The organism is Thalassospira lucentensis (assembly GCF_032921865.1).
In the GTDB taxonomy this organism is placed as follows: domain Bacteria; phylum Pseudomonadota; class Alphaproteobacteria; order Rhodospirillales; family Thalassospiraceae; genus Thalassospira; species Thalassospira lucentensis_A.
In genome coordinates, this window is record NZ_CP136684.1 from 2,744,137 (window position 1) to 2,768,498 (window position 24,362).

Here is a 24,362-nt window from a genome sequence, read left to right on the forward strand (position 1 = left end):
GCAGGGACAAAGTGGAAAAAGCATTCTCGGGAATTGATATCGAGGCACGGTTTGAACATGCGCGCGACGTGATCCGCGAGGCGGGTAAACGCGCCATGGAGTATTATGAAGGCGACGCCGCCGATCTTGCGATTGAAACCAAAACCAACGCACTTGATATGGTCAGCATCGCGGATAAAAACGTCGAGGCGATCATTCGCGACCGGATCGGTGATGCCTTTCCCGAGGATGGTTTCCTTGGTGAGGAAATGGGCATCGAGAAGGGGGACAATGACTGCCTTTGGGTGATTGACCCGATTGATGGCACGGCGTGTTTTGTCAATCAGATGCCGACATGGTGCATTTCGGTGGCCCTTATGATCGGCAAGGAAGCCGTCATTGGCCTGATTTATCATCCGTGCAATGACGAGCTTTTCAGTGCGGTGATCGGCGACGGGGCGCGTGTGAATGGCGAGCCGGTGAAGGCCAGCAATGCCAAACGGGTCAGCGATGGCGTGATGGGGATCGGCATGTCGCATCGCCTGCCCAGTAGCTCGATCGTGCCGGTGATCGGCCAATTGCTGGACGAGGAAGGCATGTTTATCCGCAACGGATCATGCGCGTTGATGATGGCCTATGCCAGTGCCGGGCGTCTGATCGGCTATTATGAACCGCATATCAATCCGTGGGATTGCATGGCGGGGATTGTCCTGATGCGTGAGGCGGGTGGCTGGTGCAATGACTTCCTTGATCTGCCCAACGTGCTTGAAGATGGTGGGCCGATATTGGCCGCCGGGCCCAATGTTGCCAAACATCTGGCGGATATGATCGGGATTTCGTATCGGGGCTGATTACACCTGATGAAGCAATATTGAATGCATGCTGACCGGTATCGGGTTTAGTCCCCGGTGCCGGTCAGTTGCTGTTTGCGTTCAGACAGCATGCGGTAATCAAGGCGTGCGAGTTCATGGTTGATGGCCTTGATATCCAGCGGCTTGGTGCAATGGGCATCCATGCCGGCCTCGCGAAATTCGGCCAGATTGTCGTTTGACGTGTCGGCGGTCAGGGCCAGAACCGGGATGGTTGCCTTGACGGGGTCAGCAAATTTGCGGATCTGGCGGGTGGCTTCTATCCCGTCCATGACCGGCATATGCACATCCATCAGAACCGCGTCGAAATCCTGTTCCTGCAACAGGTTGAGGGCTTCCTGCCCGTTGGTGGCAACACTGATTTCATGACCCTGCTGTTCAAGCAGTTTCTGGGCGAGAATGCGGTTGATCTGGATATCTTCGACCAGCAGCAATTTGCGCCCCAATACGCGCGGCTTGTCGGGATCGGCAAGGCCGAGCTGACTGTCGTCTTCGGCGTCGCTGCCGAGTTTTGGCGCGTCCGTCAGCGGCAGGTTGAGGTCAAACCAGAAGGTGCTGCCCGTACCCTCGGTGCTTTTGACATCAATCGTGCCGCCCATCGCAAGGATCATTTTCTGACAGATGGCCAGACCAAGACCGGTGCCGCCAAAGCGGCGCGTTGTCGATGTGTCGACCTGAGTGAAGGCCTCGAAGATCGAGCGTAATTTGTCGGCGGGGATGCCGATCCCCTCGTCGCGCACAGCAATGCGGAATGCCATGCAACCGTTGGCAATTTCCTGCGGTGTTGCGATGACATGGATATCGCCAGACCGGCTGAACTTGATCGCGTTGGAAACAAAATTGGTCAGCACCTGCTTGATGCGGACCGGGTCGCCGATTACCCAGCGCGGCATATCAGCCGGGATTTCAAGATGCAGGCGGTTATCCTGATTGCGCGCCGGGACCATCATCATGGAAACGACTTCCTCGCATATCGCGTGGATGTCGGTCGGGACTTCTTCAAGGACAAGTTTGCCCGCCTCGATCTTTGACAGATCAAGAACATCCCCGATCAGCGACAGAACATGCCGCCCGGCACCGTTAATCGTGGACAGGTAATTGCGCACGGTTTCGGACGGTTCGTGTTTGTCGATCCCGTCGCGGGCGAGTTGGGCGTAGCCCAGGATCGAGGTCATTGGCGATCTGAATTCGTGGCTCATATGGGCGATGAATTCGGATTTTGCACGGTCGGCCTGCTGCGCCTGATTCATCGCGTTTTCGGCTTCCTGCCGGGCATTTTCAAGTTCCAGGGTGCGCTGATAGACCAGATCGACAATCCGCCTTTCCGTTCGGGTCAGCGAGCGCAGATAAACCATCAAAAGGATGCTGATGGTCGCACCGAACACAAAGATCGCCCAGGGCTGCCAGTATAAAAGCCCGTTCAGGCGTGCCCCGGGTCCGTGCAGGACAATCGTCCAGTCACGGAAACCGAAAGTAAAGGTCGATACTTTGGGGTTGTAGCCTGCCGTGATTTCGTCTGCGATGTGGCTCATCGCGTAGTCGGGCCTGCGGTTGGAATAGATCAGTTGATGGCCTGCCGGTGCATCCAGATCGGCCAGATGGATTTCAAAATCCGATGGCAGGCGCGCAATGCGTGCCGCGCGCGTGATCATGTTTGTCAGGCGCAGCACACCCACGGCAAGACCAAGCGGTGCCGCGCCGGGATTGCGCCGGTTCGGGACATTCAGAAAGGCAAGGGCTGTGACCTCGGACGAGGCGGACTGAACCAGTTTGACCGGCTCGGTCAGGGTAATGTTGCCGGTACGGATGGCGGTTTGCAGGGCGCGATTGCGGATTTCCTCGCTGGAAAGGTCAAAGCCGATCACGTTTTCATTGCCGGATCGCGGAAAGATATAGAAAACCGGGAAATAGGCATCGCGTTCCGGCGCCGGTTGCATTTGGCCATCGACCAGACTGCGGATTTCAAAATTTTCAACCCCGCGCAGCGATGCGTTTTCCTCGATCAGGGCGCGGGCGCGGCCTTCGATATAGGGTACCCATTCCAGCGCCCCGACACCCGCGCGCCGTTCCACCCACGGGCCGATCATGGCGTTGAACGTGTGGAATGACACGTCACCATGCACGTCAAACAGGGTGCGAACCGCAATCAGGCTGTCGGTGGCACGGCCGAGTTCCTCGCGAAGGGATGCCTCGAACGCGCGGCGATATTGTTCGGTCTGGGCATCGGTGGCCTCGTTGATCTGACCGAACGTGTACCACGCCGCCAGCCCGGATATTGAAAAGCCCAGCAGACCGACAATCAGCGCAAGATTGCGGCGCAGCCGGTGAATATCGTTTGAAATCCTGCCGTCGCGGGTGCGCGAGGTGACGATGTTGATTTTTTCGATCCCCGCCCCCAGCAACAGGGTGCCGATGGTGACCACGATGACATAGCTGTAAAGGTTTGCCAGCCCGACATTCATATTGATGTTGAGAAACGTGCTTTCGCCCATTGCGGCAAAAACCACGATATCAATCACGACAAGGGCATTGACCAGTGCCGCGCCAAGCAGCCCGAACCGGATGGCCCCCCACAGGACAAAGGGCAGGGAGACAAAGATGAACAGATATTCTGGCTTGGCGATCAGCGGCGTGGTTTGCACGGCAGACGAAACAATGATCGTTGCAACGCAGACAAAGGCAAGTTCGGCATAATAGGCCAAGCCGTTTGCGCGCCATTTCTGATGGATCAGGCGCAGGACTAGCGGCCCGATCACCAGAGCCCCCACCAGATCGCCAAGCCACCAGCCGTGCCAGATGGTGGTGAACTGATCGAAATTTCCGATTACCGTCAGGCTGAGGCTGAGCGTGCCACAAAGGGCGGCAAGTGCCGGGCCGCCGATCCCGCCGATGGCAATCAGGCCAAATATGCCGCGCGCGGACAGAAGGGGTGTCTTGCTGCAAAATCTGACGATCAGAAGCGATGAAAGGGTTGCGGCCAGAGTATTGCCGGTTGCGATCAGAAGGGCCGTTTCCGGCGGTGCGGATGTTGTCAGATTGACAAGAAGTGCGCCCAGAAATACCGCCGGAAAATATCGCCACCCCCACGCAACCAGAGCGCCCAACGCAATCCCGGATGGGGCCCAGATCAGGGTGACGCTGCTGCCGTAAAAGGGAAACTGCAACCCGGCATAACCGAAAACGAAATAGGTTAGCGTGATCGCCGCAAAGCGGATGATATGAACAGGGCCCAGACGCAAATTCGATCCTTCCCGGGGTTGGGGCGCTATTGCTTCAGATGGGAAATCATACGCAAAAAGGAATATCCCAACCGCATTGTTTCAGATCGATTATCACGCAAATTCCCCGATGCACCATCCCCATTTGAGGAGATTGCAAAGGGCGGGGGGCTTTTACTGGCTGACCCAAAGGACGCGCGCGATCCAGTCAATGTCGCGGGCCTCGACATAGCGGTCTTCATAAGCCGGGTTGAGGGATTTCAGTTCCACCCCCATCGCCCCGCGTCGGACCAGTTCCTTGGCCATGACTTCGCCCGATGTGGTTTTCAGAACCACGCGATCCTGCGGGCGGATATTTGATGCCGGGGAGACGACAATCAGATCGCCATCGCGAAAGACCGGGGCCATGGAATCGCCTGCAATCCGAAGGCCATAGGCGGTCGGATCATGCAGGGCGGGAAAGGTGATGTCTTCCCATGCGCCGCCGACCGGATAACCGGCATCATCAAAAAAGCCGCGATTTCCGGCCTGGGCAAAGCCGATGACCGGCACGCGCCCGGCCCCGTTGCCATCGACAAGCTGGGCGAATTCCTGAAAGGTGACATTGGCCACCGAAAGCACCTTTGAAATGCTTTCGGTCGAGGGCCAGCGGGGCTTTCCCTGATTTGTCGTGCGTTTGGACCGGTTGAATGTGGTCGGGTCAAGCTGCGCCAAGCGGGCCAGTCCGGAGGGGGACAGCCCGTTATCTTCGGCGATCTTGTCAAGCGCGCCCCATATCTGTTCTTGCCGGATCATGCGTCATCCTAGCAGGATGAAAGGGCGACCGAAAAGGAACAAATTCCTTTCATGCACGAAAGTCGAAGCAAAATCGCGAAGCACCTGAAAAGGGTATCGACCCCGGCAATGGATGCCGGGGTTTTGTGTTTCGCAGAGGGGCTTAAGCCGTGGCGTCATGCACCGGAACGTCTTTCGATGCTTTCAGCAGATCGATGCTGTGGATGCAGTCGGCTTTGGCTTTGTAGCCCTCGCTGCTCATCGCGATTTTAAGGCCGTTGCGCGCGATATAGGTCCAGCGCCATTCGCCTTTTTTGTCCTTGTAAAGCTCGTAACGCGGGGACGGGGGATTTGCCATGGGAGACTCCTGACTGTCAGTGGATCGGCATGCAGTGGACCGCATGGCCGGTGATGTAAAATTGCCCGGTCGGGCATCCCCGGTCAGGCATCCATGAAGACAGTTCAGAAGCGGTTTTGTGATGAAACGGGGCAGGAAGGGCGCGGGATTAGCGCAGAAGTGCAATCCCGTCATCATGGCCCGCCAGCAGGATCACATCCTTTTTCGACGGGGCCTTGCATTTCGTGGCCGGGCGGAGTGCGAGCAGGGAGGCGGCAATTTTCTGCGCGCCGGGGGAGAGGAAAAACGCGTCATCCGGCCCGAGTTCGCGCGAGCAAAAAAGGGCGGCATCGCGCGGTTTTTTGGCGGAAATGAACAGTTTTTCAAACGCATCGACAAAATCGGTCGATATTCCCATTGCTTCCTGTTCCGTCATTTTGATGCTGGCCCAGCTCATGGGAGTCTCTCGTCTGGTTGCGGATATCTGTAAGGCCATTATTCATCCGGTGACCGCCAAGTCGAGCATTTTTGCGGTTGTTCGTGCAATAGGAAATTAATCCTTTACAATGAGAACAAAAAGGGATTATAGCTTGTGGATCAACACCGGAAGTGCATCCGGAAATAGCTTTGATGCGGTCGGAATGGCGGAAAACGGCATGTAAGCCGGGTTTTGCACGTATCACGTTGGCAATCTTTACATATCCGGCAATTGGCGGTTTTGCGCAGTCGATGATGCGCAAAAGGGGAGATTTGCACGCTTTTTCGGGGTGTTGATGCGAGACAGGCAGTTCAGCAGGAGGGCGAAATGAGTGAACAGAGACTTTTTCCCAAGCCGATAGCGGACCGCGTGACGACCCCGTTTTCCAGTGCCATGCAGGCGTGGTTCTGGTTTGTGCGGTGCCAGGCGTCACGGATCGAAGGGGCGCGTGTGGTGGCGGATGCCAGCGATGTTGTGCGCCCGTGCGACCCGGATGATATCTATAACGCGGTCATGCGGTTACGGCGTGAAAATGTGCTGGGTGACCGGCATTTGCAGGTGATCGAATATTACGGGCTGATGGAACGTACGCCCGATCCGCGCGATGGGCGTGAAAAGCGGAAATATGACCTTTGGTGCGATGCGATGGCGGCCTTGCAGGATGTGCTGATTGCGCGCGATATCGTCCTGCCGGGGGCCGAGGATGCCTTTCACCATCCCGAGAAAATGATCAAAATGACGGGGGAATTGCCGCCATGCAGACTTTGACCCGTGAGGCGATCACACCTGCTTTGGCAGCAGTGAAACAGCCCGTATATCCGGGTGCAAATCCGCCAACCGAACCCGTCATGCGCGATGTGCTTGTCGTGTTTGCCGATGCACCGGAAAAGCGGGTTTTGCGGTGGCTGAAACCCGGTTTCCGGCATTGTTTCGTGCTGATGTCGGGCGGACGTGCCGGGGAGTGGATCTGCCTTGATCCGCAAAGCCACAGGATCGCGTGTGATGTCTGGCACTATTCGGTTCTGTTTGACCCCGAAGCCCATTACCGCGCGCGCGGATTTGATTGCATCTGGGTCAGTTATCCGGCGGAAGTGCCAAGGCGGGTGCGGTTGGGCGCGTTTACCTGTGTCGAGTTCGTCAAACGGTTGCTGGGCATTTCCGGGTTCTGGATCATGACGCCCTATCAACTTTTTTGCGCGATTAAACGCGCGGAAACAAAGGCTTATCGTGGGAGAGTGTTTTTTTCTGAAAAATGTTCTTGATTTGTTCTTTTTCTTGTGCCATAAGGGAGAAGTCAACACCACAATTGCGCCCGCATCGCTTCATCGCGTTGCGGGCGTTTTTGTTTTCAGCTCCGTTTCGGGGCTTTTTTGCTTTTGGGCCCCGGTTTGGGGCATTTGGTTTTTCAGGTCCCGTCTATGGGATGAGGCAGAGGGAGGCAAAGGGGCATCATGGGCAGTCTGTTTTCGACACCAAAACCATCCGCGCCACCACCAATTGCCACCAGTCCGTCCGCAAACCCGGCGTCCGTCGATGATGGGGAAAGTGCGGCAGAAGCGGCAAGACGGGCGAGGTCCGAGGCGCTGGAGCGGCGACGCTATGGCCGGGCCGGTCTGATCGGCACGGGATTTCGCGGGTTGCTTTCGGACCGGATCGACCGTGCGGCGGGCGGCAAAAATCTTTTGGGGGATTAGGCGATGACAGAACGGCAGAACCGCAAAGCGCGCCCGGTCCGCCCGGCGCGGAAGACGGGTGTGGCGGCAAAGCGTCCGACGTCTGATCGGGCCGCCACCGATGGGCCAACGGGCAACGGTGCGGAGACGCGGCGTGGTGATGGTCTGGTTGGAACAGGTCGGGTTGGAGCTGGCCGGACGGGAACCGACAAGGCTGAAGCCAGGCCGGGGGATGTCCGCCTGTCGAGGGCAGACCAGACTGCGGCGAAATTTGGCCGGATGGCGAAAGAGCCGGTCGGCCGCCTTGGAGCAGGTGCGGGGACAGGCAGCAATGCCGGGACCGGAACCAAAACCGGCACGATTGCGATTGCCGATTTGCGGGCCCGGTTTCGGGCGGCGATGGGGCAGAAGCGCGGTTGGATGCGCCACTGGCAGGAATGTTATGAATTCGCCCTGCCGCAACGCAACGGGGCAAGCGAGCAACCGGGAGCATCCGGTGGTGCATCTGGTGGGGAAAAGAAATTTGATCGGGTGTTTGATGCCACGGCCCCGGATGCGGTCGAGCAGCTTGCGGCCAGCCTGATGGCGGAAATCACCCCGCCGGGTGGTGGCTGGTTCACGTTTGAGCCGGGCGGCAATGTGGCGGATGCGGATCGGGACATTCTGACCGCGCGGCTTGCAAGGGCCGCGAGCATTTTGCAGGGGCATTTTGACCGGTCCAATTTCGCAGTCGAGATGCATCAGGCGTTTCTTGATCTGGTGACGGCGGGGACGGCGTGCCTTCGGCTTGAGGCGGATGATTTCCTAAGCCCGTCAGCCTTCCGGTTTACGGCGGTGCCGCTTCGAGACGTGGCGTTCGAGGAACGCCATGATGGCAGAATGGATGCGGTGTTTCGCAAGCTGTCGCTGACCCGGGACGAGATTGCAAGGCAATGGCCGGAGGCGCGGTTGCCCGATGGGGATCAGGGTGCGGATCGGGATGAGGGGCAGAGCCCGAAACGTTATGCGGTGGTCGAGGCGGTTTTGCCCGATCCGGGGGCGTTTGGCGGTTATCAGCTTTGCGTATTCTTTGAGGATGGTGGGCAGGTTTCTGGTGGTCTGGCCGGCGAAGATGGGGTGATCCATCGGGACCGGTTTGATGTGTCGCCCTATATCGCGTTTCGCTGGATGAAGGCACCGGGCGAGGTTTATGGCAGGTCGCCGGTGATGAAGGCGCTGCCCGATATCAAGACCGCGAACAAGGTGGTGGAGCTGGTGCTTAAAAACGCATCCATCGCGGTGACGGGCATCTGGCAGGCCGATGATGACGGGGTTTTGAACCCGGCGGCGATCCGGCTGGTGCCCGGAAGCATCATCCCGAAGGCGGTTGGATCGGCGGGTTTGACGCCGCTTGATGCGCCGGGGCGGTTTGATGTTTCCGATCTGGTGCTGTCCGACTTGCGCGATCGTATCCGACGGTGCCTTCTGGCTGATCGGCTGGGGCAAAGTGACCAGCCCGGCATGACCGCGACCGAGGTTCTCGAACGGGCATCGGAAAATGCCCGGTTGCTGGGGGCGACTTATGGACGGTTGCAGGCGGAACTGCTTTATCCGCTGATCAGGCGGGCGATCCATATTCTGGTGCGGCGTGGGGAGTTGCCCGACATGCCGCTTGACGGTGATGTCGTGCAGTTGCGCCATAGCGCGCCGCTGGCGCAGTTGCCCAAACGGGTACAGGCCGGGCAGGCGATGGATTGGTTATCAAGGATTGCGACGCTGGGGCCGGAGGCGCTGGGCGAGGTCGATATGCCCCACATGGTCCGCTGGCTTGCCGATCAGTTTGGCGTGCCGGACCATTTGCTCAGGCCGATGATGCCGGTTTTGCCGGTTGAGGCATCACTTGAGGCGGGCGTTATGGAGGATGCGGTATGAGTGGCTGGGACTGGTTTGAGGGCTTGGCCGCCGCCGACGAAACGGATGAAGCGGATCGGGTGCATTGGCAGCAATGTTTTGGCACGAGTGCGGGGCAGAAGGTTCTGGCGGAGCTTGAACGCAGCATCCTTAGAACCGCGCTTGGCCCGCAAAGCCCGGATCGGGCGATCTGGATGCGTGAAGGGCAGCGGGCGCTGGTTTTGCAGATGGCGCGGCTTGCACGGGGCAGCGTAGATGGAGGCGCGGCGGATAATAAGGGATGACAGGCCTTTGCCTTGGCGGAGATCAATGTTGTTGAGGAGCCTGCGGCACGATGGACTCCCGCGTTCGCGGGAGTGACGGGGAGGGTGGGGCGTGACTATTCGTTTCAGTCGTCATTCCCGCGAAGGCGGGAATCCAGACTTGGTGCCGCGTGTACCGTTAATCAGGAAAAGCGCAATTTTATGAACAGGAACCGGGCAGCAAAGAAGCTGCGCGGACAGGGGAGAGTGCAGCATGACCATTGATCAGAACCTGACGCGGCCAGAAGCCGGGGAGAGGGTGGAGGATAATCTGTTGCGTCCGACCGATGTGGCGGGCGGGGTAACTGAGGTGTTGGAAGATTTGGCCGAGGGCGGGGTTTTGGATGCCGGGGCCTTGCCGGAAGGTGAGGTTGAGGCCGATGAAGCCATCGCGGCCCTTGATCCGGCCAGCATTCCCGAAACGCCCGACGGATACGAGATTGCAGTTGATGACGTGCTGGGCGCGGTTGATCCGGCGGTGAATGCGCGTTTGCATGAAGCGGGATTTACCGGTGCGCAGGCGCAGCTTGTTTATGATCTGGCGGCCGAGGTGATCGGGCCGTTAATCGGCGAGGTCGAGGTTGCAGGCAAACGTGCCACGGATCGCGCGGCACTGGCGGCCGAGTTTGGCGGGGTGGAGAACTGGAAACGGTTGGCCCCCCGGATTGAGAAATGGGGGCGTGAGAACCTGCCCGACGCGGCGTTTGAGGTTCTGTGCCAAACGGCAGACGGGGTGCGCAGTATTCATCGGTTGATGAGCGGCGGGGCGGAGCCGGGACTGAGCGGCGGACGGCCAAGCGATGCGACAGGTGATTTACGTGCTGATATCCGGGCCAAAATGAATGATCCGCGATACTGGCGCGACCGTGATCCGGCGATGGTGGCCGAGGTGCAGGCAGGTTTTGACCGCCTGCATGGCATTTCCTAGTTCACCTGATAGCGGCCATCGGTTTTCTGGACTTCGGGGGGGATGCGGGTGCGCTCGAACGCTGCGTAAACGTCATAAAGGCCCGGCGCCGGGACGCTGGCAAAGGCGTCTTCGGTAAGGGTCACGGCATCATCCATGTTCTGGCGTTTTTCAAAGACGTGAACGGGCACCTGTGCCTGACCGGCGCGAAGGGCCGTATCGATCAGCATATAGACCGGCTCGATATCGCCGTTTTCAAGGGCGATGCCGCCCGTGCCCTCGCAATTGCCGCGAAGGGCGGGTTGGCCGGTTTGGGCCTGTTCTGCCATTTCTTCGGGGCTGCCCGATGTGAGCGGGGTCAGGGCGATTTCAAGGTGATACGGGCTGTTGGGGGAAAGGTCGTCGCGCGTGACATGGTAAACGCCAAGATCGGCAGCATTGCCGATGGTGGCACTATCGGCACCGGTGGAGTTTCCATCGCCGTCACTGGCGTGGGTAATGGCATCGGCATCACAGAAATTATAGCGGGTAAACAGGCGGTAACGGTTGTTTGCCTTGAGCCAGACTTCGATATCGCGGTCGGCATTGAAGATGCGCACGAAAACAGGTGCGCCAATTGCCAGATCGGCGTTGGATAGTTCGGCTTCGAGATCGGGCAGAACCCGGTTGCGGATATTTTCCGCGCCAAACCCGGCAAGGGCCGAAACCCGGCTGGTGAAATCGTTGAAATAGCCGGGAACAGGGGTATAGGGCAGCAGGGTATAACCCGCTGCCCCAATCCCGATCAGGGCGATGGTGGCAAACAGTTTTGCGCGCAACGCAAACTCCAGATCATCAATTTTGCAACAGGTCCGGCCAAACCGGACAGGTGTTCGAAACCGGCCGAGCAGGCGGGGTTCCGAACGACAACACCAAACCACTCAACCATGACCGCAAGATGACCGGTTCGGGGTGCAAATAAGGCGGAATTGCCTGATTTGCCGCGCTGTCGGGCTGTTTCATCGCCACTGTGGTCGGAAAATTGTTTTAGGGCAGAAGGATACAAAACCAATGAGCGTGACAATCGATAAAAGCTTTGTCGATCATTTCCAGGCCGATGTGCATCAGGCCTATCAGCGGATGGGATCGAAGCTTCGCAATACCGTCCGGGTCAAAAACAGTGTGAAGGGGGCCAGCACGGTTTTCCAGAAAGTTGGCAAGGGCAAGGCCACCACCAAGGCACGCCATGGCAAGGTGCCGGTGATGAATGCCGAACATGAGGCGGTGCGCTGTGATTTGCGTGATTATTATGCCGGTGACTGGGTCGATGCGCTGGACGAGCTTAAGACCAATCACGATGAAAAGATGGTTCTGGCCAATGCCGGTGCCTATGCGCTGGGTCGCAAGACCGATGATCTGATCATCAATGCACTGGCAAGCGGCGAGGAGCTTATTGATCACAATGATACGGGGTTGACCCTTGGCAAGGTGATGGCAGCCTTTGAAGGCATGGGCAACCGCGATGTGCCCGATGACGGGCAGCGTTATGCGATTGTCGGCTGGAAACAGTGGTCCGAATTGCTGCAGATCCCGGAATTTTCCAATGCCGATTATGTCGGTGATGACGATTTGCCGTGGAAGGGCACGCAGGCCAAACGCTGGCTTGGCACGCTGTGGATGCCGCATTCGGGGCTTCCGGTGGCGGACGGCATCCGGTCGTGCTTCTGGTATCACAGAACGGCGATTGGCCATGCGATTGGGGCGGATGTGCAGTCCGACATTACCTGGCATGGCGACCATGCCGCACATTTCGTCAACAATTCCATGAGCCAGGGTGCAGTGCTTGTTGATGATGCCGGGGTGAGCTGCATCCGGGCCAAAGAGTAAGCCGCGGCTTTTGACGATTTTTCATACAGATAACGGAGACCAAAATGGCAGAAGGTTTTAAAGCCAGAAACCTGAGTGTTCTGGCCTATGCCAACGGCTTTACGCTTTGGCATTACATCACCCCGGATTTCGCCGCCGATGTCGATACGGCGGGTTACTTTGCCGATGCCCGCGACATGCTGCGGGTTGGCGACATCATCATCGCCAATACCAACCGCGATGCCACCATGTCAGGCGGGTTGTTCGTCGTGGCGAGTTCGGGGGCTTTGGGTGTTGATGTCCGCGATATGACGGCGATTGGCAGTTCGAATACGGACTGATCGGGGCCGCCCCGCCCGGCTTTGCCGGTTTTACCAACAGATTTTTACGTTTTCCCTCGACCCGTTTCTGCCCCGGCAGGAGCGGTTTTTTTATGTCCAACATTTTATGTCCAACAAAGGAGAATGCCCATGCAGGGTTCCAAACCAGTCGAATGCGAAGTGCTTAACGTTATCCAGGCGGCAGGTATCTGGCCGGACTGCGATGACAAGACGCAGCTTTTGCAGGCGATCAATACGCTGATTTCGGGTGGTGGCAATGGTGGTGGCGGTGGTGCGACACCGCTTGGCACGGTGCTGCCGTTTGCCGGTGCGACGGCGCCGGAGGGCTTCATGCTGTGCGATGGTACCGAACTGCTGGCCAGCGAGCATGCCGATCTGTTTGCCGTGATCGGTACGGTTTATGGCGAAGGCGAAGCACCGGGCAGCTTCAAGCTTCCTGATCTGCGGGGCCGCACCGCGATTGGTGCCGGTCAGGGTGTTGATCTGACGGATCGGCCGCTTGGCCAAATCGCAGGAGCGGAAACTCATAGGCTGATTATCGCTGAAATGCCGTCGCACAGTCATGGAAGCACTTTCAATACATCCGGGCCTCACAACGTTGGCTCGAACGGCAACGGACAGTTTGGCTCGACCGGCTCGACCGGGGGCGATCAACCGCACAACAACATGCAGCCTTTCGTGGTGTTGAACTACATCATCAAGGTCTGATTTTACCAAGTTCCTTCGACCCGGCAGCATCCCGCTGCCGGGTTTTCTTTTATCCAAAACGGAGAATATCCATGCAGTGTAATACACCGGTTGCCAGCGAAGTTCTGAACGTTGTTCTGGCGGCCAATATCGCGCCGGATCGCCAGGATGACACCCAGCTTTTGCAGGCGATCAATACCCTGATTGCCAATGGTGGTTCGGGCGGTAGTGGAGGCAATGGCGGCGGTTCCGGTGCCGAAATCGGCTCTGTCACCGCCTTTGCCATGCCGACCCCGCCGGAAGGCTGGCTGGTCTGTGACGGTTCGGCGGTTTCTCGGACCGACTATGCTGATCTGTTTGCTGCGATTGGTACCGTCTGGGGCGATGGTGACGAGATCACCACCTTTAACCTGCCGGACCTTCGCGGTGAGTTCATTCGCGGTTTTGATGCCGGTCGGGAGGCGGATGTCGGACGCGAGTTTGCTTCTTGGCAGGCTGATGAATTTAAACGACACACTCATACTTATACTCGCCGATCTGGTACAGCCGAAGCTGGTAGTTCTGGACCGGGTAGCCGTACCAATCTGGAAACATTGAACACTTCAGAGACGGGTGGAGATGAAACCCGCCCGCGTAACATCGCCATGACCTATGCGATCAAGGCGTTTTATCCGGGTGGCGGCTTCGGCCTGATATCTGACGGATGAGTGATGGGCGGGGGCCGGGTTTCCGGGCCCCGCTTTTACCTGCGGCGCGAAGGACTGGATTCCCGCCTGCGCGGGAATGACGGCAGGGAAAAGCTCCTTTCCCCGTCACTCCCGCGAAAGCGGGAGTCCATCGTGCCGCATCCTTATAACCGGCGATGAGCCTGCGGTCCGATGGTTTTACTGTGCCCCTTTTTCCGCCAGATATCTGGTGACCTGGGCAGCGGCGCGGGTGCGTTGTTCGTAGGTGACGGAGGGGGCGGCGACTTCGATCCAGGTTTTGGCTTCGACATGATCGCGCGCAGCCGCGATGGAAAGATAGTACCAGGCAAGTTCGAGGTCTTCGGTGGTGTATTCGCCGTAATAATGCATCCGGCCCATGGCGGCAAAACCGTTGGTATCGTCAAGTTCGACGGCCTTCTGATACCAGACAATTGCGCCTGCCGGGTCTTCGGGGCCACCGATGCCGTATTCAAGGAAATGGCCGTAATAGTAAGGGGCATCGGGATCGCCGTTTTCAGCGGCAAGCTTCATCCACTTCCGGGCCAGCACCGGATCGGGTTCGATGCCCTCGGCCCCGGACTGGTAGATGGCGGAAAGGCTGTATTGGGCGTAGGCGTCGCCGTCGGAGGCGGCCTTTTCATACCATTCGCGTGCGCGGGGGAGGCTGACATCGACCCCGATACCATGCAGATAGCAATCGGCCAGATTGACCATGGCAGACACATCGCCCAGATCGGCGGCGCGCCGATAGTGATAGGCGGCTTCGGTGGCGTCGGGTGCGACGCCCGATCCATTGAGATACATGACGCCAATCAGGTTGATCGCGCCGGCATGGTTATGATCCGCCGCCTTGCGGGCCAGTTCCATCGCGCGGGTGAAATCCTGCGGCACGCCATCGCCATAATAGGCGGCCAGCGCATCGGCAAAGAGTGGTTCGGTATCGGGTGCCGGGGCTGAAACAGGAGCAGGAGCAGCAGGAGCAGGAGCCGGTTCGATCACGATGGATCTGGAGGATGTAAAGCGTTCGGTTATCGTGCCGTTGGCATCCATGGTCCGGTTGGTGAAGGGGCAGGGTTCTGATGCCGGGTAGGTCGTAATCGCATCGCCGTCGGCCAGAACCGCGATGGCCGGGGCGTAACCCTGTTTGGCAGCACAATTGTACCAGCCTTCGGCTTCTTCGAAGGCATCAAAGAAGAGGAATTGTCCTTCGAGATATTCGGCGAGCGCGAACTGTGCGGCGGGATCGCCATTCATGGCGCGGGTGCGCAGGGCGTTTTCATCGCTATCGTAGCTGTTTGCGGTGTCGGAAGTGTCTGGTGCGTTTTGCTTCTGGTCGGCGGTGTAACCGGCCCCGGTGTAATAGCATTCGCCGGTTTCGCTGATATCGAAATTGGCGTTGATGTTTTGCAGCTGATCAATGGCGGGCTGGTCACCCTGCAGGGCAGCGCATTCAAGCAGGCGGGTGATGGTGAAGTGTTCATCATCGTCAATGTGGCCGTCTTCGGCATAGTCGTAGGACAGTATGGCGCCCAGTATGCGCTGGGCCTCTGCATCGCCTGCGTAGGACTTGCGCCAGTATTCCCGGATCAGGGGATCGTCATCGGTGTTCTGGGCGATTTCCGCAGGGGTGGTCAGTGTTGGTGTGGCGAAGGACGCCAAGGCCGGGGCCATTGCAGACAGGCCCAAAGTGCCCGCGAAAACAAGTGATGCGACATACGGGAACCGGGACATTGGTGCTCCATTCAAATTGCCCGGCCCTGTCACGGTCGGTTGAGACGGATTTTGACAATATTTCAACGATATCGGCAACCGGGAATTGAAGGGAAAGCGATATGGCACTGAGCGACATCGCACTTTGTGCGCGCGCATTGGTGATGATCGGGGCGGCACCGATTGTTTCGTTCGAGGATGACACCGCCGAGGCCGAGGTGGCGGGGATGCTTTATCCGGCTATCCGGGACGGGATGCTGGCGGGTTATCCGTGGCGATTTGCGGCACGGGGCGCGTGGCTGGCGCGGATGGAAAGTGAGGATGCGACCGGTTCGGGTGACGGGATGTTTGTCCTGCCGGGTGATTTTATCCGGCTGCTGTCTCTTGAGACGGATGGCGGGGCGGTGCCGGAGTTTGAGCTGGTGCAGGGGGCGGTGAGGTGCGGGGCGGATCGGGCGTACTTACGCTATGTCGGGCGGCTGGCGGAGGGGGCGTTTCCCGCGTTTTTTGATCTGGCGCTGATTATGCGCCTTGCGGCGGAGTTTTGTGTGCCGCTGACCGAAAGTACGTCGCGGGCGGAGTATCTTTTTAAACGCGCCGAAGACCAGTTTCGCAGCGCGCGGCTGGCCGATGCGCAGCAATCAACCCCGCGGGCGATTGGGGATTTCACCCTGATCGGGGTGCGGGGATAGGAAATTTCGGGTGTGGTGAAGGGGACGGGTTATGGCGCGCAGGGTACTGGAAAAGACGACATTTTCGACTGGTGAACTGGCGCCGGAATTGTGGGGGCGGTCGGACCTTAATGCCTATGGCAATGGGGCGGCGCGGTTGCGCAATGTGTTCATTGAACCGAGCGGCGGGGTGCGCAGACGGCCCGGTATCGCGTTGATTGATGCGGTGTCCGGCCCGGTGCGGTTGATCCCGTTCGAGTTCAATACAGAGCAGACCTATCTGATGGTGTTTGGGGATTATCAGGGCACGGTTTATCGCGACGGGGTGGCGATTGTCGGGTTTGAGACGCCGTTCGGGGTGGCGCATCATGCGCTTCTGAACTGGACGCAAAGTGCCGATACGCTGCTTGTCACCCACCCGGAGGTCGAGCCGATGCGCCTGACGCGCAAAGGATCAGACGACGGGGCGGGGACGTGGGAGCTGACCAACTGGGCGTGGCGCGAAACGGCGGTGAAGCGGTTTCAGCCATACTATAAATTCGGGGATCTGGCGGTTTCGATCACGCCATCGGGGACAGGTGGCGCTGGTGGCACGATCAGCATCACGGCCAGTTCGGCGCTTTTCGAGGCCGGGCATGTCGGGACGCGCTGGCGCATTCAGGGGATCGAGGGGCAGATTGCCGGGGTTTCGAGTGCGACGGTGGCGACTATTGCGTTGAAAGAGGCGCTTCCGAATGCCAGCACGACACAGGATTTTGAAGAACAGGTTTTTTCGCCCGTGCGTGGCTGGCCGCGCAGCGTGACGTTTCATCAGGACCGGATGGTGATTGGCGGATCGCGGGATTTGCCCAATCGGTTGTGGATGTCGAAATCGGGGGATCTGTTCAATTTCGATCTGGGCGAGGGACTGGATGACGAGGCGATTGAATTTGCCCTGCTGGCCGATCAGGTCAATGCGATTACCGGTATTTTCGCCGGGCGCCATTTGCAGGTTTTCACCAGCGGATCGGAATGGATGGTGACGGGGGCCCCGTTGACCCCGGCCAATATCCAGGTCACGCGTCAGACCCGGATTGGCAGCCGGGCGGATCGGACGGTGCCGTTGGTCAATGTCGATGGCGCAACGATCTTTGCCGCGCGCAGCGGCCGGGAATTGCGCGAATTCCTGTTTACCGATGTGGAGCAGGCCTATGGGGCGGCGGATTTGGCGCTTTTATCGCGCCATCTGGTGCAAAACCCGGTTGATCAGGCGTTTGATGCGGATCACCGGCTTTTGCATGTGGTGATGGGCGATGGCAGCCTTGGCACCTTAACACTTTATCGCAGCGAGGCGATTACCGCTTGGTCGGCGCAAAGTGTTGCGGGGGCGGCATTTCGGGCCGTCGCGGTGGCGGGCGGGCAGGTTTACCTTTGCCTTGAACGTGCTGGGAAATTTTACCTTGGCCGGTTTAATGAGGGTTGCGGGCTTGATCTTTCGATCACCGCACAAGTGGCGGAGGAGGAAAGCCCGCGCCGCCATTGGGGCGGGTTTGGTGATCTGGAAAATGTCACCCTGGCCGTGTGGGCCGATGGTCGGCTTTATCGCGACATTACGGTGTCGGGCGGCACGATCAGCCTTTCGGAAAATGTTTCAACGGTCGTGGCCGGATTGCCGTTTACCCATGAAATTGCCGCTTTGCCACCCGCCGGATCGGATGGCACGCGGGCACATGGGGGCAATGCGCTGCGGCTTGTGTCGGTGACGTTCCGGGTGCAGCAGACCGAACAGTTGCGCGTTGATACCGGGCGAGGATTGCGCGATGTCGCACTTGGCCGGGGGCGCCAAGAAGATGCGGCTTACAGCGGTGATGTGAGCTTGCGTGCCCTTGGCTGGCGGCGTGGCAGTGCCGGGCGGGACAATGATGGATTATGGCGGATCGCCGGGGATTTTCCCCGGCCTTTTTTATTGCTGGGGGTCGCCAGCGAATTGGGGGTGAATGACTGATGGGCGCGTTTGCATCCTATGCACCAATGGCACTTTCTACCCTGCAAACCGGGCAGCAGATTTCATCAAGCCGGGCGAACCAGAAAAGCCGCGCGGCAGAGACGGAGGCCAACCGGAAGGCCGATATTGCCAGCATCAATGCCAGCGAGACGGAACGCGCACGCGAACGAGCCGAGGAATTGCGCATCCGGCAGGCAAGGCTTCGCGCACGCCAAGGGGCGGCGGGCCTGCAAAGCGGGGCGACGGGATCGGCCAGTGCGGTTCTGGCCGGGTTTGAGAAGCAGGCATTATCGGACAGTCAGGCCGATGCGGATGCGGCAGCGCGCAGACGGGCCGAGGTTAACCGGCAGGCAAGCTATCGTGAAACATCGCTTTTGCGATCCTCGCAGGATGACACGGTGGCACGGTTGAATGCGTGGTTTGCAAGGCGGGATGGGTGGTGAGGGCCTAAGGGGTTGGTGGCTTGTATTGAGTGTGCGGCACTGTTTACTGGATTCCCGCGTGCGCGGGAATGACGGGGAGTAGAGCGTCACAGCATCGTCACTCCCGCGAAAGCGGGAGTCCATGGGGCATCTGATGATTGCAGAGTATTCAAACTGTTGCATTTACACCCGGCTTTCTCATGGATAGAAAGTAATTCAAGTTTTACAATTTTTACGGAACTCACTGTGAAAAATATCTTATTGTCTGGTCTTCTTTTCGTCCTCCTCGGTGGATGTGCGACCTACCCTGAACATGCTCCACGTGCGGACGAGCGCAGTCAATTTGCCGCGCGTGAACTTGTTTCGAGTGGCCGCCGTGTTGATATGGTTGTGGAAACCAGGGAGAAATTGGGGCTTCCCGACGATACGGAATGGTATGAAACGCTGTTTAATCCGGGCATATCGGGCTTTCCTATTATCGGCCTTTTCTCGTCTGATGGCAGTTTGTCGTACGTTTCAAAATATGCGCTTCCCGAAACTGTTGACGGACAGGCAATCGATAGTCCCGATGCGGTTGACAGGGTTCTTTTGAATATGGTGAGCAAAGCGGGCAGACAGGCGGGAGGGCGTGTCATGCTTGAAGGGCAAGATTATCTGGTCTTTGAGAGCAAACTAGATGAAGGGGTGACCAATTATCTGCTCGTCTATAACAAGGGGAGTGTTTTGGTGGAAACGCCGGACCCGCTGGATGAATACGCTTGGGGCTTTAGTCCAAAATGGAAATCAGAGAGGCCAACAAGCCTTTATGTCTGTCAGGGTAACGCGTTCGCTCTGACTGAAGAAGGCGACATCAAGTACGGCGAAGATAAGAAGGGTCGCATTCTACCGATTCTTGATTGTGAGCTTGGGACATCTGTTCTTCATACGCGGTTTCTGGAGGAGCTTACCACCAACCCGTACTTTCTTTATGCGGATAAATCACCACGCGTAAATCGGTTCTATTTTCAAGAAAAAGTTATGTCACCGTTTTTTTAGTGCCTGAAGAAAGGCAATCATAGAAGCAGAACGGTACATCGTTGCAAGCGGTCGGACATTTCATGTCCGGCCGTTTTTGTTTGAGCAATGGAGAAGTATATGGGCGCGGTATTTAAGGTTGATGGCGGGGCGGGTGTCGGCTTTGCTGGCGACGGCGAGCGCACGGTTTTTCCGTTTCAGTTCGCGGTTTTTGGCAGTGATGATGTGGCGGTGCGCGTTGATGGAAAGCCGGTCATGACCGGGTTTCATGTGGCGTTAAATGACGCCGAAGAAGCGCCCGGTGGTGCGGTGATTTTTGAGGTTGCGCCAAAGGTTGGGGCGGAGATTTCGATCCGGCGGTATTTGCGGTTACGGCGCTTAAGTGCCTATGGCAGCTCGGCATCGCCCCGCGGTGATGCGGTGGATCGGGATCTGGATTATCTGACCGCCGCCCTTGGCGATATTGATCGGGCGATGGTGGGCAGTTTGCGGCTTGATCCCGCCGATCAGGACAAGGGTGATCTGGCATTGCCGCGGATGGCGCCCGGTCGGGCCCTGATGTGGAACGATCAGGGCGACGGGCTGGCGAACGGGCCGGATGCAGGCGAGATTGCAGCGGCGGGGCGGCATGGTGCGATGGCGCAGGATGCAGCGAACCGGGCCGAGGCCGCCGGAACGCGGGCCGAAACCGCGCTTGCAGGGTTTCAGAAGCAATTGGCGGGGGCAGCGTTTGATCTTGATCTGCGCGCGCAAAACGTAACGCTTTGGCAGGATGAACGCCGGATGCCGGTGGTGGATGCGCCGGGCGACCGGATCATGGATATCCGCGAGACCGGGGCGCTGGTGCGGTTATCGAATGGCGGGCGGTTGAGCCTTCCGGGGGTGAGTGCCGCGCGCAACGGGGTGCGATACCGGGTGGTCAATGGCGATGGCACGATGGTCGATATCGCGGCGGCCAGCGGGGATCAGATTGTGCCGCTGGATGGCGGGGGCGTGCGCAGTGTTCATGCCCTGCCGATCCGGGGGGATTGCGTTGATCTGATCTGTGATGGGACGCGGTGGTTTGCGGCATCAATCCGCGAGGGCGGGCCGGTGGTGAAGCTTTTGCGCACCAATGCGCAGGATATTCCGGCGGGTGGTTATTTCATCGTCGAATGGGATCAGGTGGCGGAGGATAGCCACGGGCTTTATGACGCCGCCCTGCATGGGGTCGGGAACCTTCCGCCCGGTTTTTACCATGTCGATGCCGGGGTGAATTTTGCCATCGGGGAGACGGCGGTGGCGGTCAGTGCCTATGTCGAGCGGCAGGGAGCGGCGGGATGGAGCACGCATTTGCAGGCGTCCGATATTGTCGGGTCGGGGAGCAATGCGACGCAGAGTGTGCGGGTGAGTGGTATCGCCCGGATCGGGATTGGGAGCGATAATGCGCTTCGGCTGCGGGTGCGCCATTCGGACAGTGTGACGCGCCAGATTGCGGCGGGTTCGGTGATGAGCTGGTTTCATCTGCATCGGATTGGCGGGTAGGTTTTGAGGCTGCGGCACGGCTGACTGGATTCCCGCGTTCGCGGGAATGACGGTTTATTGGGATCAGGCTTTTCCGCCTGTTCGTCACTCCCGCGCAGGCGGGAGTCCATCAGGCGGCGGGCTCTGTGATCCAAACGACATTTCATTTATTCAGGGACGGAGAATGCAAAATGGGCATGCGATATGCGCCATTGGAAAGCTGTCTGCGCGTGACGCGGGCGAGCCCGAAGATTGTGCGCGGACCGGACGGGGTTTTGGCCACGATTGGGGCAGATATTCCCGGCCATGATCATGATGGGTTGGGCCGGGCCAAGGGGCTTTTGATCGAGGCGGCGGCGAGTAATCTGCTGCGCTATTCCACCAGTTTTGCCAATCCGCTTTGGGAAAAGGATGCGGGGGTGGTTGTGGCAACGTCCGGGGTTGCGGCCCCGGATGGGAGTATCACGGCCACACGCCTTGACCTTCCGGGCGGCACGGCGGGGCTTTATCAGCGGGTCGATGATCTGGCCGTGGGCGGGATATACAGCTTTGGCGTCTGGGCGCGGGCGGTTTCGGGCGTGACGGAGATTACGCTGGGTGGGGTGAATGGGGCGTCAAACCATGCGGTGAGCCTTGATGAAAGCTGGCAACGGGTGGGGTTTGGCGAGGCCGCATCGGGGGCCAGCCGATATCCGAAAATCAGCACCGCGATTTCGGGCAATCCGGCATCGATCCTGATCTGGAATGCGCAGCTTGAGGCCGGGCCGGTTTTGACCAGCGATCTGATCAGCAAGGGTATTCCGGCGGCACGCGCGATGGATGATGTGATGCTTGATCCGGGGGACTGGTTCCGGGGGGCAACCGGGCGGGGGACGTTTGTGTTTGATCTGGAATTGCCGACGGCCTGGAGCGGGATTTGGCGGATCGTACAGATGCATTCGGGGAATTTGAACGATGATCATCTTGATCTTGGTTATGACAGCGCAGCCGATCAGTTGCGGATTTCATTGCGCAAGGCTGGCGTGCCGATCATCACGCAGTCGCTTTATGGCGGGCTTGTTCCCGGAACGCGCAGGCGGATCGTGCTGGCGTGGGAGGATGATGGGGTGGCGGTCGCCAAGGACGGGGCGGTTTTGAAATCGCCGGGCGGCTTTGCCATGCCGCGCAGTTTCAACACGATCCGGCTGGGGAGTTATGCCGGGCAAAGCGGGGCCTTAAACGGGCATTTGCGCGGGGTTTCCTATTGGCCGGAACGGTTGGGCGATGAACGCCTGATCGCCCTTTCGGCAAATTCGGGAAATTAACCCCATGGAAGCCAAATCGGGAACGGAGGACAGGATGGAGGAACTTGAGACGGTGCGGGCGGAGTTTTTGCAAAGCCTGCCCGGTGATATCAACCGGGCGCGCAATGCCTATCGCCGGATGGCGCAGGCAGCCGCCCTCAAGATGGATGCCAAAAGCTTTGCCGCCCATCAAACGGCCTGCAAGGCGGGGCTTTCGCATCTTGAAGGCCTGATCAAACTGCTGCGCTGGGCGGCCGGCCCGGATGGGGCGGAGAATGACAAGGCGAAGTCGCCTGCGGTGGAGGAGGCGGAGATCAGGAAGCTGATTGCCGAGGCAAGGGGGGCGTTGGCGGGGGGTGAGGGTTAGACGGTGGTTATGGAGGATATGGCAGGAAGGACTGGATTCCCGCGTTCGCGGGAATGACGGTTTTTGGGGAGGTAAGGCCTTTCCATCCGTTCGTCACTCCCGCGTAGGCGGGAGTCCATGGGGCGGCGGGCGCGGTCGCTGGTTTTGTTATACGGTCATTTGCCATTTGGCATAAAAATGATATATTAATGCCAAATGGAGGTGTGCGATGGAATTCGCGATTGTGGAGCCGACCGGGGCGCGGCCGGATCGGGCGGCGATTACCGAGGATGAGGCGGCGGCGCTGGCGCGGGCTACGGTCAATCTGTTTGGTGTCTGGGATCTAAGCGATCAGGAAGCGCGCGTGTTGCTGGGCGATATGCCGGCGCGCACATGGGCGCGGTGGAAGAAAAAGGATATCGGGCGGATTGATCGTGATTTGCGCACGCGCATGGCGATGCTGATCGGGATACACAAAGGGTTGCGATATCTGTTTCGTGAACCCGCACGGGGTTATGCCTGGATCCGCAAGCCCAATGCGGCGTTTGGCGGGCAAAGTGCGCTTGAGATCATGTTGCGCGGCGAGATCATGGATATCGCCGATATCCGAAGTTACCTTGATGCGGAGCGTGGTGGCTGGTGAGCAGGAGCAGGCATGTTGCGTGGCCGCAATGCGTGCGGATCATCCGGTCGATCTATCCGCCGATTGACCTGTTTGAAGACATCGCCGATCCCGCCGATTGGGAGGCGCTGGCATCGGCGGAAGCCAAGATGAACCCGCGTATTCGTGACAGCATCGGCAATCTGGCGAAGGTGCCGGTCGAACGCCGGGTATCGGGGCCGGGGGCGAGTTACGTGATGGCGCCGTTTGTGCATTGTTCGCCCTATCGCCCCGGCCGGTTTTCCGATGGCACATACGGGCTTTATTATGCCGGGGATGGCCGGTCTGTGGCGATTGCCGAAACCGTGCATCACCATGCGCGTATGATGCGGGCGACCGATGAGGAGCCGGGCTGGACATCGCAGTTTCGCGAGCTGGTCGGGCGGATTGATCATGTGTTTGATGACGTGAGCGATCAACCCGATCTGCTTGATCCCGATGATTATGGCGCATCGCAGAAATTTGGTGCAGAGCGCAGGGCAGCGGGATCGGACGGGATTTATTGGCCGAGTGTGCGGTTTGACGGCGGGCATTGCATCGCGGCGTTCTGGCCCGATGTGGTGCCGATCCCGGTGCAGGGCGATCATTTTTCCTATCACTGGAACGGGGAGGCGGTCGATTATGTCCGTAACCTTGCCAGTGGGGAGACTTGGCGGGTTTTGTGACAACCGGGTGGTTGTGAGGGTGCGGCGCGGAGGACTGGATTCCCGCGTTCGCGGGAATGACGGAGGGAGGCAGAGTGCTACAGCATCGTCACTCCC

At 58.9% G+C, this 24,362-nt stretch carries 26 protein-coding genes; 20 read left to right on the top strand and 6 right to left on the bottom strand.

Features of this window, described 5'->3' with window-relative positions; all coding sequences use genetic code 11:
- Positions 1-11: 11 nt before the first annotated feature.
- A complete protein-coding gene (locus R1T41_RS13240) occupies positions 12-830 on the top strand; it encodes an inositol monophosphatase (protein ID WP_317337435.1) in 819 nt (272 codons plus the stop codon).
- A 47-nt stretch (positions 831-877) separates the two neighbouring features.
- On the opposite strand, the gene R1T41_RS13245 is transcribed toward R1T41_RS13240, so the two are convergent.
- The 4 genes from R1T41_RS13245 to R1T41_RS13260 form a co-directional block, all read right to left on the bottom strand.
- Positions 878-4,087, bottom strand: a complete 3,210-nt coding sequence (locus tag R1T41_RS13245) for a CHASE domain-containing protein (protein ID WP_317337436.1) — start codon at positions 4,085-4,087, stop codon at positions 878-880.
- Positions 4,088-4,240: 153 nt separating this feature from the next.
- Positions 4,241-4,861 carry a S24 family peptidase gene (locus R1T41_RS13250; RefSeq protein ID WP_062952746.1) on the bottom strand — a complete coding sequence of 207 codons (621 nt, stop codon included), beginning with the start codon at positions 4,859-4,861 and terminating at the stop codon, positions 4,241-4,243.
- 142 nt (positions 4,862-5,003) lie between these two features.
- Positions 5,004-5,198: a YegP family protein gene (locus tag R1T41_RS13255; RefSeq protein ID WP_297010232.1), complete on the bottom strand. Its 195-nt coding sequence runs from the start codon at positions 5,196-5,198 to the stop codon at positions 5,004-5,006.
- Between the two features lie 148 nt (positions 5,199-5,346).
- Positions 5,347-5,634 (bottom strand): hypothetical protein, encoded by a 288-nt coding sequence (locus R1T41_RS13260; RefSeq protein WP_317337437.1) that lies wholly within the window; start codon positions 5,632-5,634, stop codon positions 5,347-5,349.
- Between the two features lie 348 nt (positions 5,635-5,982).
- Here R1T41_RS13260 and R1T41_RS13265 point away from each other — a divergent pair, with 348 nt between their 5' ends.
- From R1T41_RS13265 to R1T41_RS13290, 6 genes are all read left to right on the top strand, one after another.
- The gene (locus tag R1T41_RS13265) at positions 5,983-6,423 is read left to right on the top strand and encodes a hypothetical protein (RefSeq protein WP_317337438.1); all 441 of its coding nucleotides are present in this window, start codon (positions 5,983-5,985) and stop codon (positions 6,421-6,423) included.
- Positions 6,411-6,917, top strand: a complete 507-nt coding sequence (locus R1T41_RS13270; protein ID WP_317337439.1) for a hypothetical protein — start codon at positions 6,411-6,413, stop codon at positions 6,915-6,917. The genes R1T41_RS13265 and R1T41_RS13270 overlap by 13 nt, the downstream gene beginning before the upstream one ends.
- Before the next feature lie 189 nt (positions 6,918-7,106).
- A complete protein-coding gene (locus tag R1T41_RS13275) occupies positions 7,107-7,349 on the top strand; it encodes a hypothetical protein (RefSeq protein ID WP_007092512.1) in 243 nt (80 codons plus the stop codon).
- Between the two features lie 3 nt (positions 7,350-7,352).
- Positions 7,353-9,239, top strand: coding sequence for a portal protein (locus R1T41_RS13280; protein WP_317337440.1), 1,887 nt, complete (start codon positions 7,353-7,355; stop codon positions 9,237-9,239).
- Entirely contained in the window at positions 9,236-9,502 is a 267-nt protein-coding gene (locus R1T41_RS13285; protein ID WP_317337441.1) for a hypothetical protein, read from the top strand. Before R1T41_RS13280 ends, R1T41_RS13285 begins: the two co-directional genes overlap by 4 nt.
- Positions 9,503-9,734: 232 nt before the next feature.
- Positions 9,735-10,448 (top strand): capsid assembly protein, encoded by a 714-nt coding sequence (locus R1T41_RS13290; RefSeq protein WP_317337442.1) that lies wholly within the window; start codon positions 9,735-9,737, stop codon positions 10,446-10,448.
- Here the strand turns inward: R1T41_RS13290 and R1T41_RS13295 are convergent.
- The gene (locus R1T41_RS13295; protein ID WP_317337443.1) at positions 10,445-11,245 is read right to left on the bottom strand and encodes a hypothetical protein; all 801 of its coding nucleotides are present in this window, start codon (positions 11,243-11,245) and stop codon (positions 10,445-10,447) included. The two genes, R1T41_RS13290 and R1T41_RS13295, sit on opposite strands and share 4 nt — an antisense overlap.
- Before the next feature lie 232 nt (positions 11,246-11,477).
- On the opposite strand from R1T41_RS13295, the gene R1T41_RS13300 reads away from it, so the two are divergent.
- The 4 genes from R1T41_RS13300 to R1T41_RS13315 all read left to right on the top strand — a co-directional run bounded on the left by R1T41_RS13300 (position 11,478) and on the right by R1T41_RS13315 (position 14,007).
- Positions 11,478-12,293, top strand: a complete 816-nt coding sequence (locus R1T41_RS13300; RefSeq protein WP_114111027.1) for a phage capsid protein — start codon at positions 11,478-11,480, stop codon at positions 12,291-12,293.
- A 44-nt stretch (positions 12,294-12,337) separates the two neighbouring features.
- On the top strand, positions 12,338-12,613 hold the full coding sequence (locus R1T41_RS13305; RefSeq protein ID WP_037991859.1) for a hypothetical protein: 276 nt from the start codon (positions 12,338-12,340) through the stop codon (positions 12,611-12,613).
- Positions 12,614-12,742: 129 nt separating this feature from the next.
- Positions 12,743-13,321, top strand: coding sequence for a phage tail protein (locus R1T41_RS13310; protein WP_317337444.1), 579 nt, complete (start codon positions 12,743-12,745; stop codon positions 13,319-13,321).
- A gap of 71 nt (positions 13,322-13,392) precedes the next feature.
- Positions 13,393-14,007 (top strand): phage tail protein, encoded by a 615-nt coding sequence (locus tag R1T41_RS13315; RefSeq protein ID WP_317337445.1) that lies wholly within the window; start codon positions 13,393-13,395, stop codon positions 14,005-14,007.
- Positions 14,008-14,184: 177 nt separating this feature from the next.
- Here R1T41_RS13315 and R1T41_RS13320 read toward each other — a convergent pair whose 3' ends face one another.
- Positions 14,185-15,738 carry a tetratricopeptide repeat protein gene (locus R1T41_RS13320; RefSeq protein ID WP_317337447.1) on the bottom strand — a complete coding sequence of 518 codons (1,554 nt, stop codon included), beginning with the start codon at positions 15,736-15,738 and terminating at the stop codon, positions 14,185-14,187.
- Positions 15,739-15,839: 101 nt separating this feature from the next.
- On the opposite strand from R1T41_RS13320, the gene R1T41_RS13325 reads away from it, so the two are divergent.
- From R1T41_RS13325 to R1T41_RS13365, 9 genes are all read left to right on the top strand, one after another.
- Positions 15,840-16,409 (top strand): hypothetical protein, encoded by a 570-nt coding sequence (locus R1T41_RS13325; RefSeq protein WP_317337448.1) that lies wholly within the window; start codon positions 15,840-15,842, stop codon positions 16,407-16,409.
- A 31-nt stretch (positions 16,410-16,440) separates the two neighbouring features.
- Entirely contained in the window at positions 16,441-18,372 is a 1,932-nt protein-coding gene (locus R1T41_RS13330; RefSeq protein WP_317337449.1) for a hypothetical protein, read from the top strand.
- Positions 18,372-18,815 carry a hypothetical protein gene (locus R1T41_RS13335; RefSeq protein ID WP_317337450.1) on the top strand — a complete coding sequence of 148 codons (444 nt, stop codon included), beginning with the start codon at positions 18,372-18,374 and terminating at the stop codon, positions 18,813-18,815. Before R1T41_RS13330 ends, R1T41_RS13335 begins: the two co-directional genes overlap by 1 nt.
- A 225-nt stretch (positions 18,816-19,040) precedes the next feature.
- Complete coding sequence (locus R1T41_RS13340) at positions 19,041-19,829, top strand: hypothetical protein (RefSeq protein WP_317337451.1); 789 nt, start codon at positions 19,041-19,043, stop codon at positions 19,827-19,829.
- A 99-nt stretch (positions 19,830-19,928) separates the two neighbouring features.
- Positions 19,929-21,332 (top strand): hypothetical protein, encoded by a 1,404-nt coding sequence (locus R1T41_RS13345; protein ID WP_317337452.1) that lies wholly within the window; start codon positions 19,929-19,931, stop codon positions 21,330-21,332.
- A gap of 170 nt (positions 21,333-21,502) precedes the next feature.
- Positions 21,503-22,615: a hypothetical protein gene (locus R1T41_RS13350; RefSeq protein WP_317337453.1), complete on the top strand. Its 1,113-nt coding sequence runs from the start codon at positions 21,503-21,505 to the stop codon at positions 22,613-22,615.
- Positions 22,616-22,619: 4 nt separating this feature from the next.
- On the top strand, positions 22,620-22,961 hold the full coding sequence (locus R1T41_RS13355) for a hypothetical protein (RefSeq protein WP_317337454.1): 342 nt from the start codon (positions 22,620-22,622) through the stop codon (positions 22,959-22,961).
- A 208-nt stretch (positions 22,962-23,169) separates the two neighbouring features.
- Positions 23,170-23,583, top strand: coding sequence for an MbcA/ParS/Xre antitoxin family protein (locus R1T41_RS13360; protein WP_007092299.1), 414 nt, complete (start codon positions 23,170-23,172; stop codon positions 23,581-23,583).
- Complete coding sequence (locus R1T41_RS13365) at positions 23,580-24,266, top strand: RES family NAD+ phosphorylase (protein ID WP_317337455.1); 687 nt, start codon at positions 23,580-23,582, stop codon at positions 24,264-24,266. The genes R1T41_RS13360 and R1T41_RS13365 overlap by 4 nt, the downstream gene beginning before the upstream one ends.
- Positions 24,267-24,362: the final 96 nt, after the last annotated feature.

Excerpts from the sequence above, each read along its gene's own strand:
- R1T41_RS13250 (WP_062952746.1), bottom strand. The coding sequence starts at position 4,861 with ATGATCCGGCAAGAACAGATATGGGGCGCGCTTGACAAGATCGCCGAA.
- R1T41_RS13255 (WP_297010232.1), bottom strand. The coding sequence starts at position 5,198 with ATGGCAAATCCCCCGTCCCCGCGTTACGAGCTTTACAAGGACAAAAAA.
- R1T41_RS13260 (WP_317337437.1), bottom strand. The coding sequence starts at position 5,634 with ATGAGCTGGGCCAGCATCAAAATGACGGAACAGGAAGCAATGGGAATA.
- R1T41_RS13265 (WP_317337438.1), top strand. The coding sequence starts at position 5,983 with ATGAGTGAACAGAGACTTTTTCCCAAGCCGATAGCGGACCGCGTGACG.
- R1T41_RS13270 (WP_317337439.1), top strand. The coding sequence starts at position 6,411 with ATGCAGACTTTGACCCGTGAGGCGATCACACCTGCTTTGGCAGCAGTG.
- R1T41_RS13275 (WP_007092512.1), top strand. The coding sequence starts at position 7,107 with ATGGGCAGTCTGTTTTCGACACCAAAACCATCCGCGCCACCACCAATT.
- R1T41_RS13280 (WP_317337440.1), top strand. The coding sequence starts at position 7,353 with ATGACAGAACGGCAGAACCGCAAAGCGCGCCCGGTCCGCCCGGCGCGG.
- R1T41_RS13285 (WP_317337441.1), top strand. The coding sequence starts at position 9,236 with ATGAGTGGCTGGGACTGGTTTGAGGGCTTGGCCGCCGCCGACGAAACG.
- R1T41_RS13290 (WP_317337442.1), top strand. The coding sequence starts at position 9,735 with ATGACCATTGATCAGAACCTGACGCGGCCAGAAGCCGGGGAGAGGGTG.
- R1T41_RS13300 (WP_114111027.1), top strand. The coding sequence starts at position 11,478 with ATGAGCGTGACAATCGATAAAAGCTTTGTCGATCATTTCCAGGCCGAT.
- R1T41_RS13305 (WP_037991859.1), top strand. The coding sequence starts at position 12,338 with ATGGCAGAAGGTTTTAAAGCCAGAAACCTGAGTGTTCTGGCCTATGCC.
- R1T41_RS13310 (WP_317337444.1), top strand. The coding sequence starts at position 12,743 with ATGCAGGGTTCCAAACCAGTCGAATGCGAAGTGCTTAACGTTATCCAG.
- R1T41_RS13315 (WP_317337445.1), top strand. The coding sequence starts at position 13,393 with ATGCAGTGTAATACACCGGTTGCCAGCGAAGTTCTGAACGTTGTTCTG.
- R1T41_RS13320 (WP_317337447.1), bottom strand. The coding sequence starts at position 15,738 with ATGTCCCGGTTCCCGTATGTCGCATCACTTGTTTTCGCGGGCACTTTG.
- R1T41_RS13325 (WP_317337448.1), top strand. The coding sequence starts at position 15,840 with ATGGCACTGAGCGACATCGCACTTTGTGCGCGCGCATTGGTGATGATC.
- R1T41_RS13330 (WP_317337449.1), top strand. The coding sequence starts at position 16,441 with ATGGCGCGCAGGGTACTGGAAAAGACGACATTTTCGACTGGTGAACTG.
- R1T41_RS13335 (WP_317337450.1), top strand. The coding sequence starts at position 18,372 with ATGGGCGCGTTTGCATCCTATGCACCAATGGCACTTTCTACCCTGCAA.
- R1T41_RS13345 (WP_317337452.1), top strand. The coding sequence starts at position 19,929 with ATGGGCGCGGTATTTAAGGTTGATGGCGGGGCGGGTGTCGGCTTTGCT.
- R1T41_RS13350 (WP_317337453.1), top strand. The coding sequence starts at position 21,503 with ATGGGCATGCGATATGCGCCATTGGAAAGCTGTCTGCGCGTGACGCGG.
- R1T41_RS13355 (WP_317337454.1), top strand. The coding sequence starts at position 22,620 with ATGGAAGCCAAATCGGGAACGGAGGACAGGATGGAGGAACTTGAGACG.
- R1T41_RS13360 (WP_007092299.1), top strand. The coding sequence starts at position 23,170 with ATGGAATTCGCGATTGTGGAGCCGACCGGGGCGCGGCCGGATCGGGCG.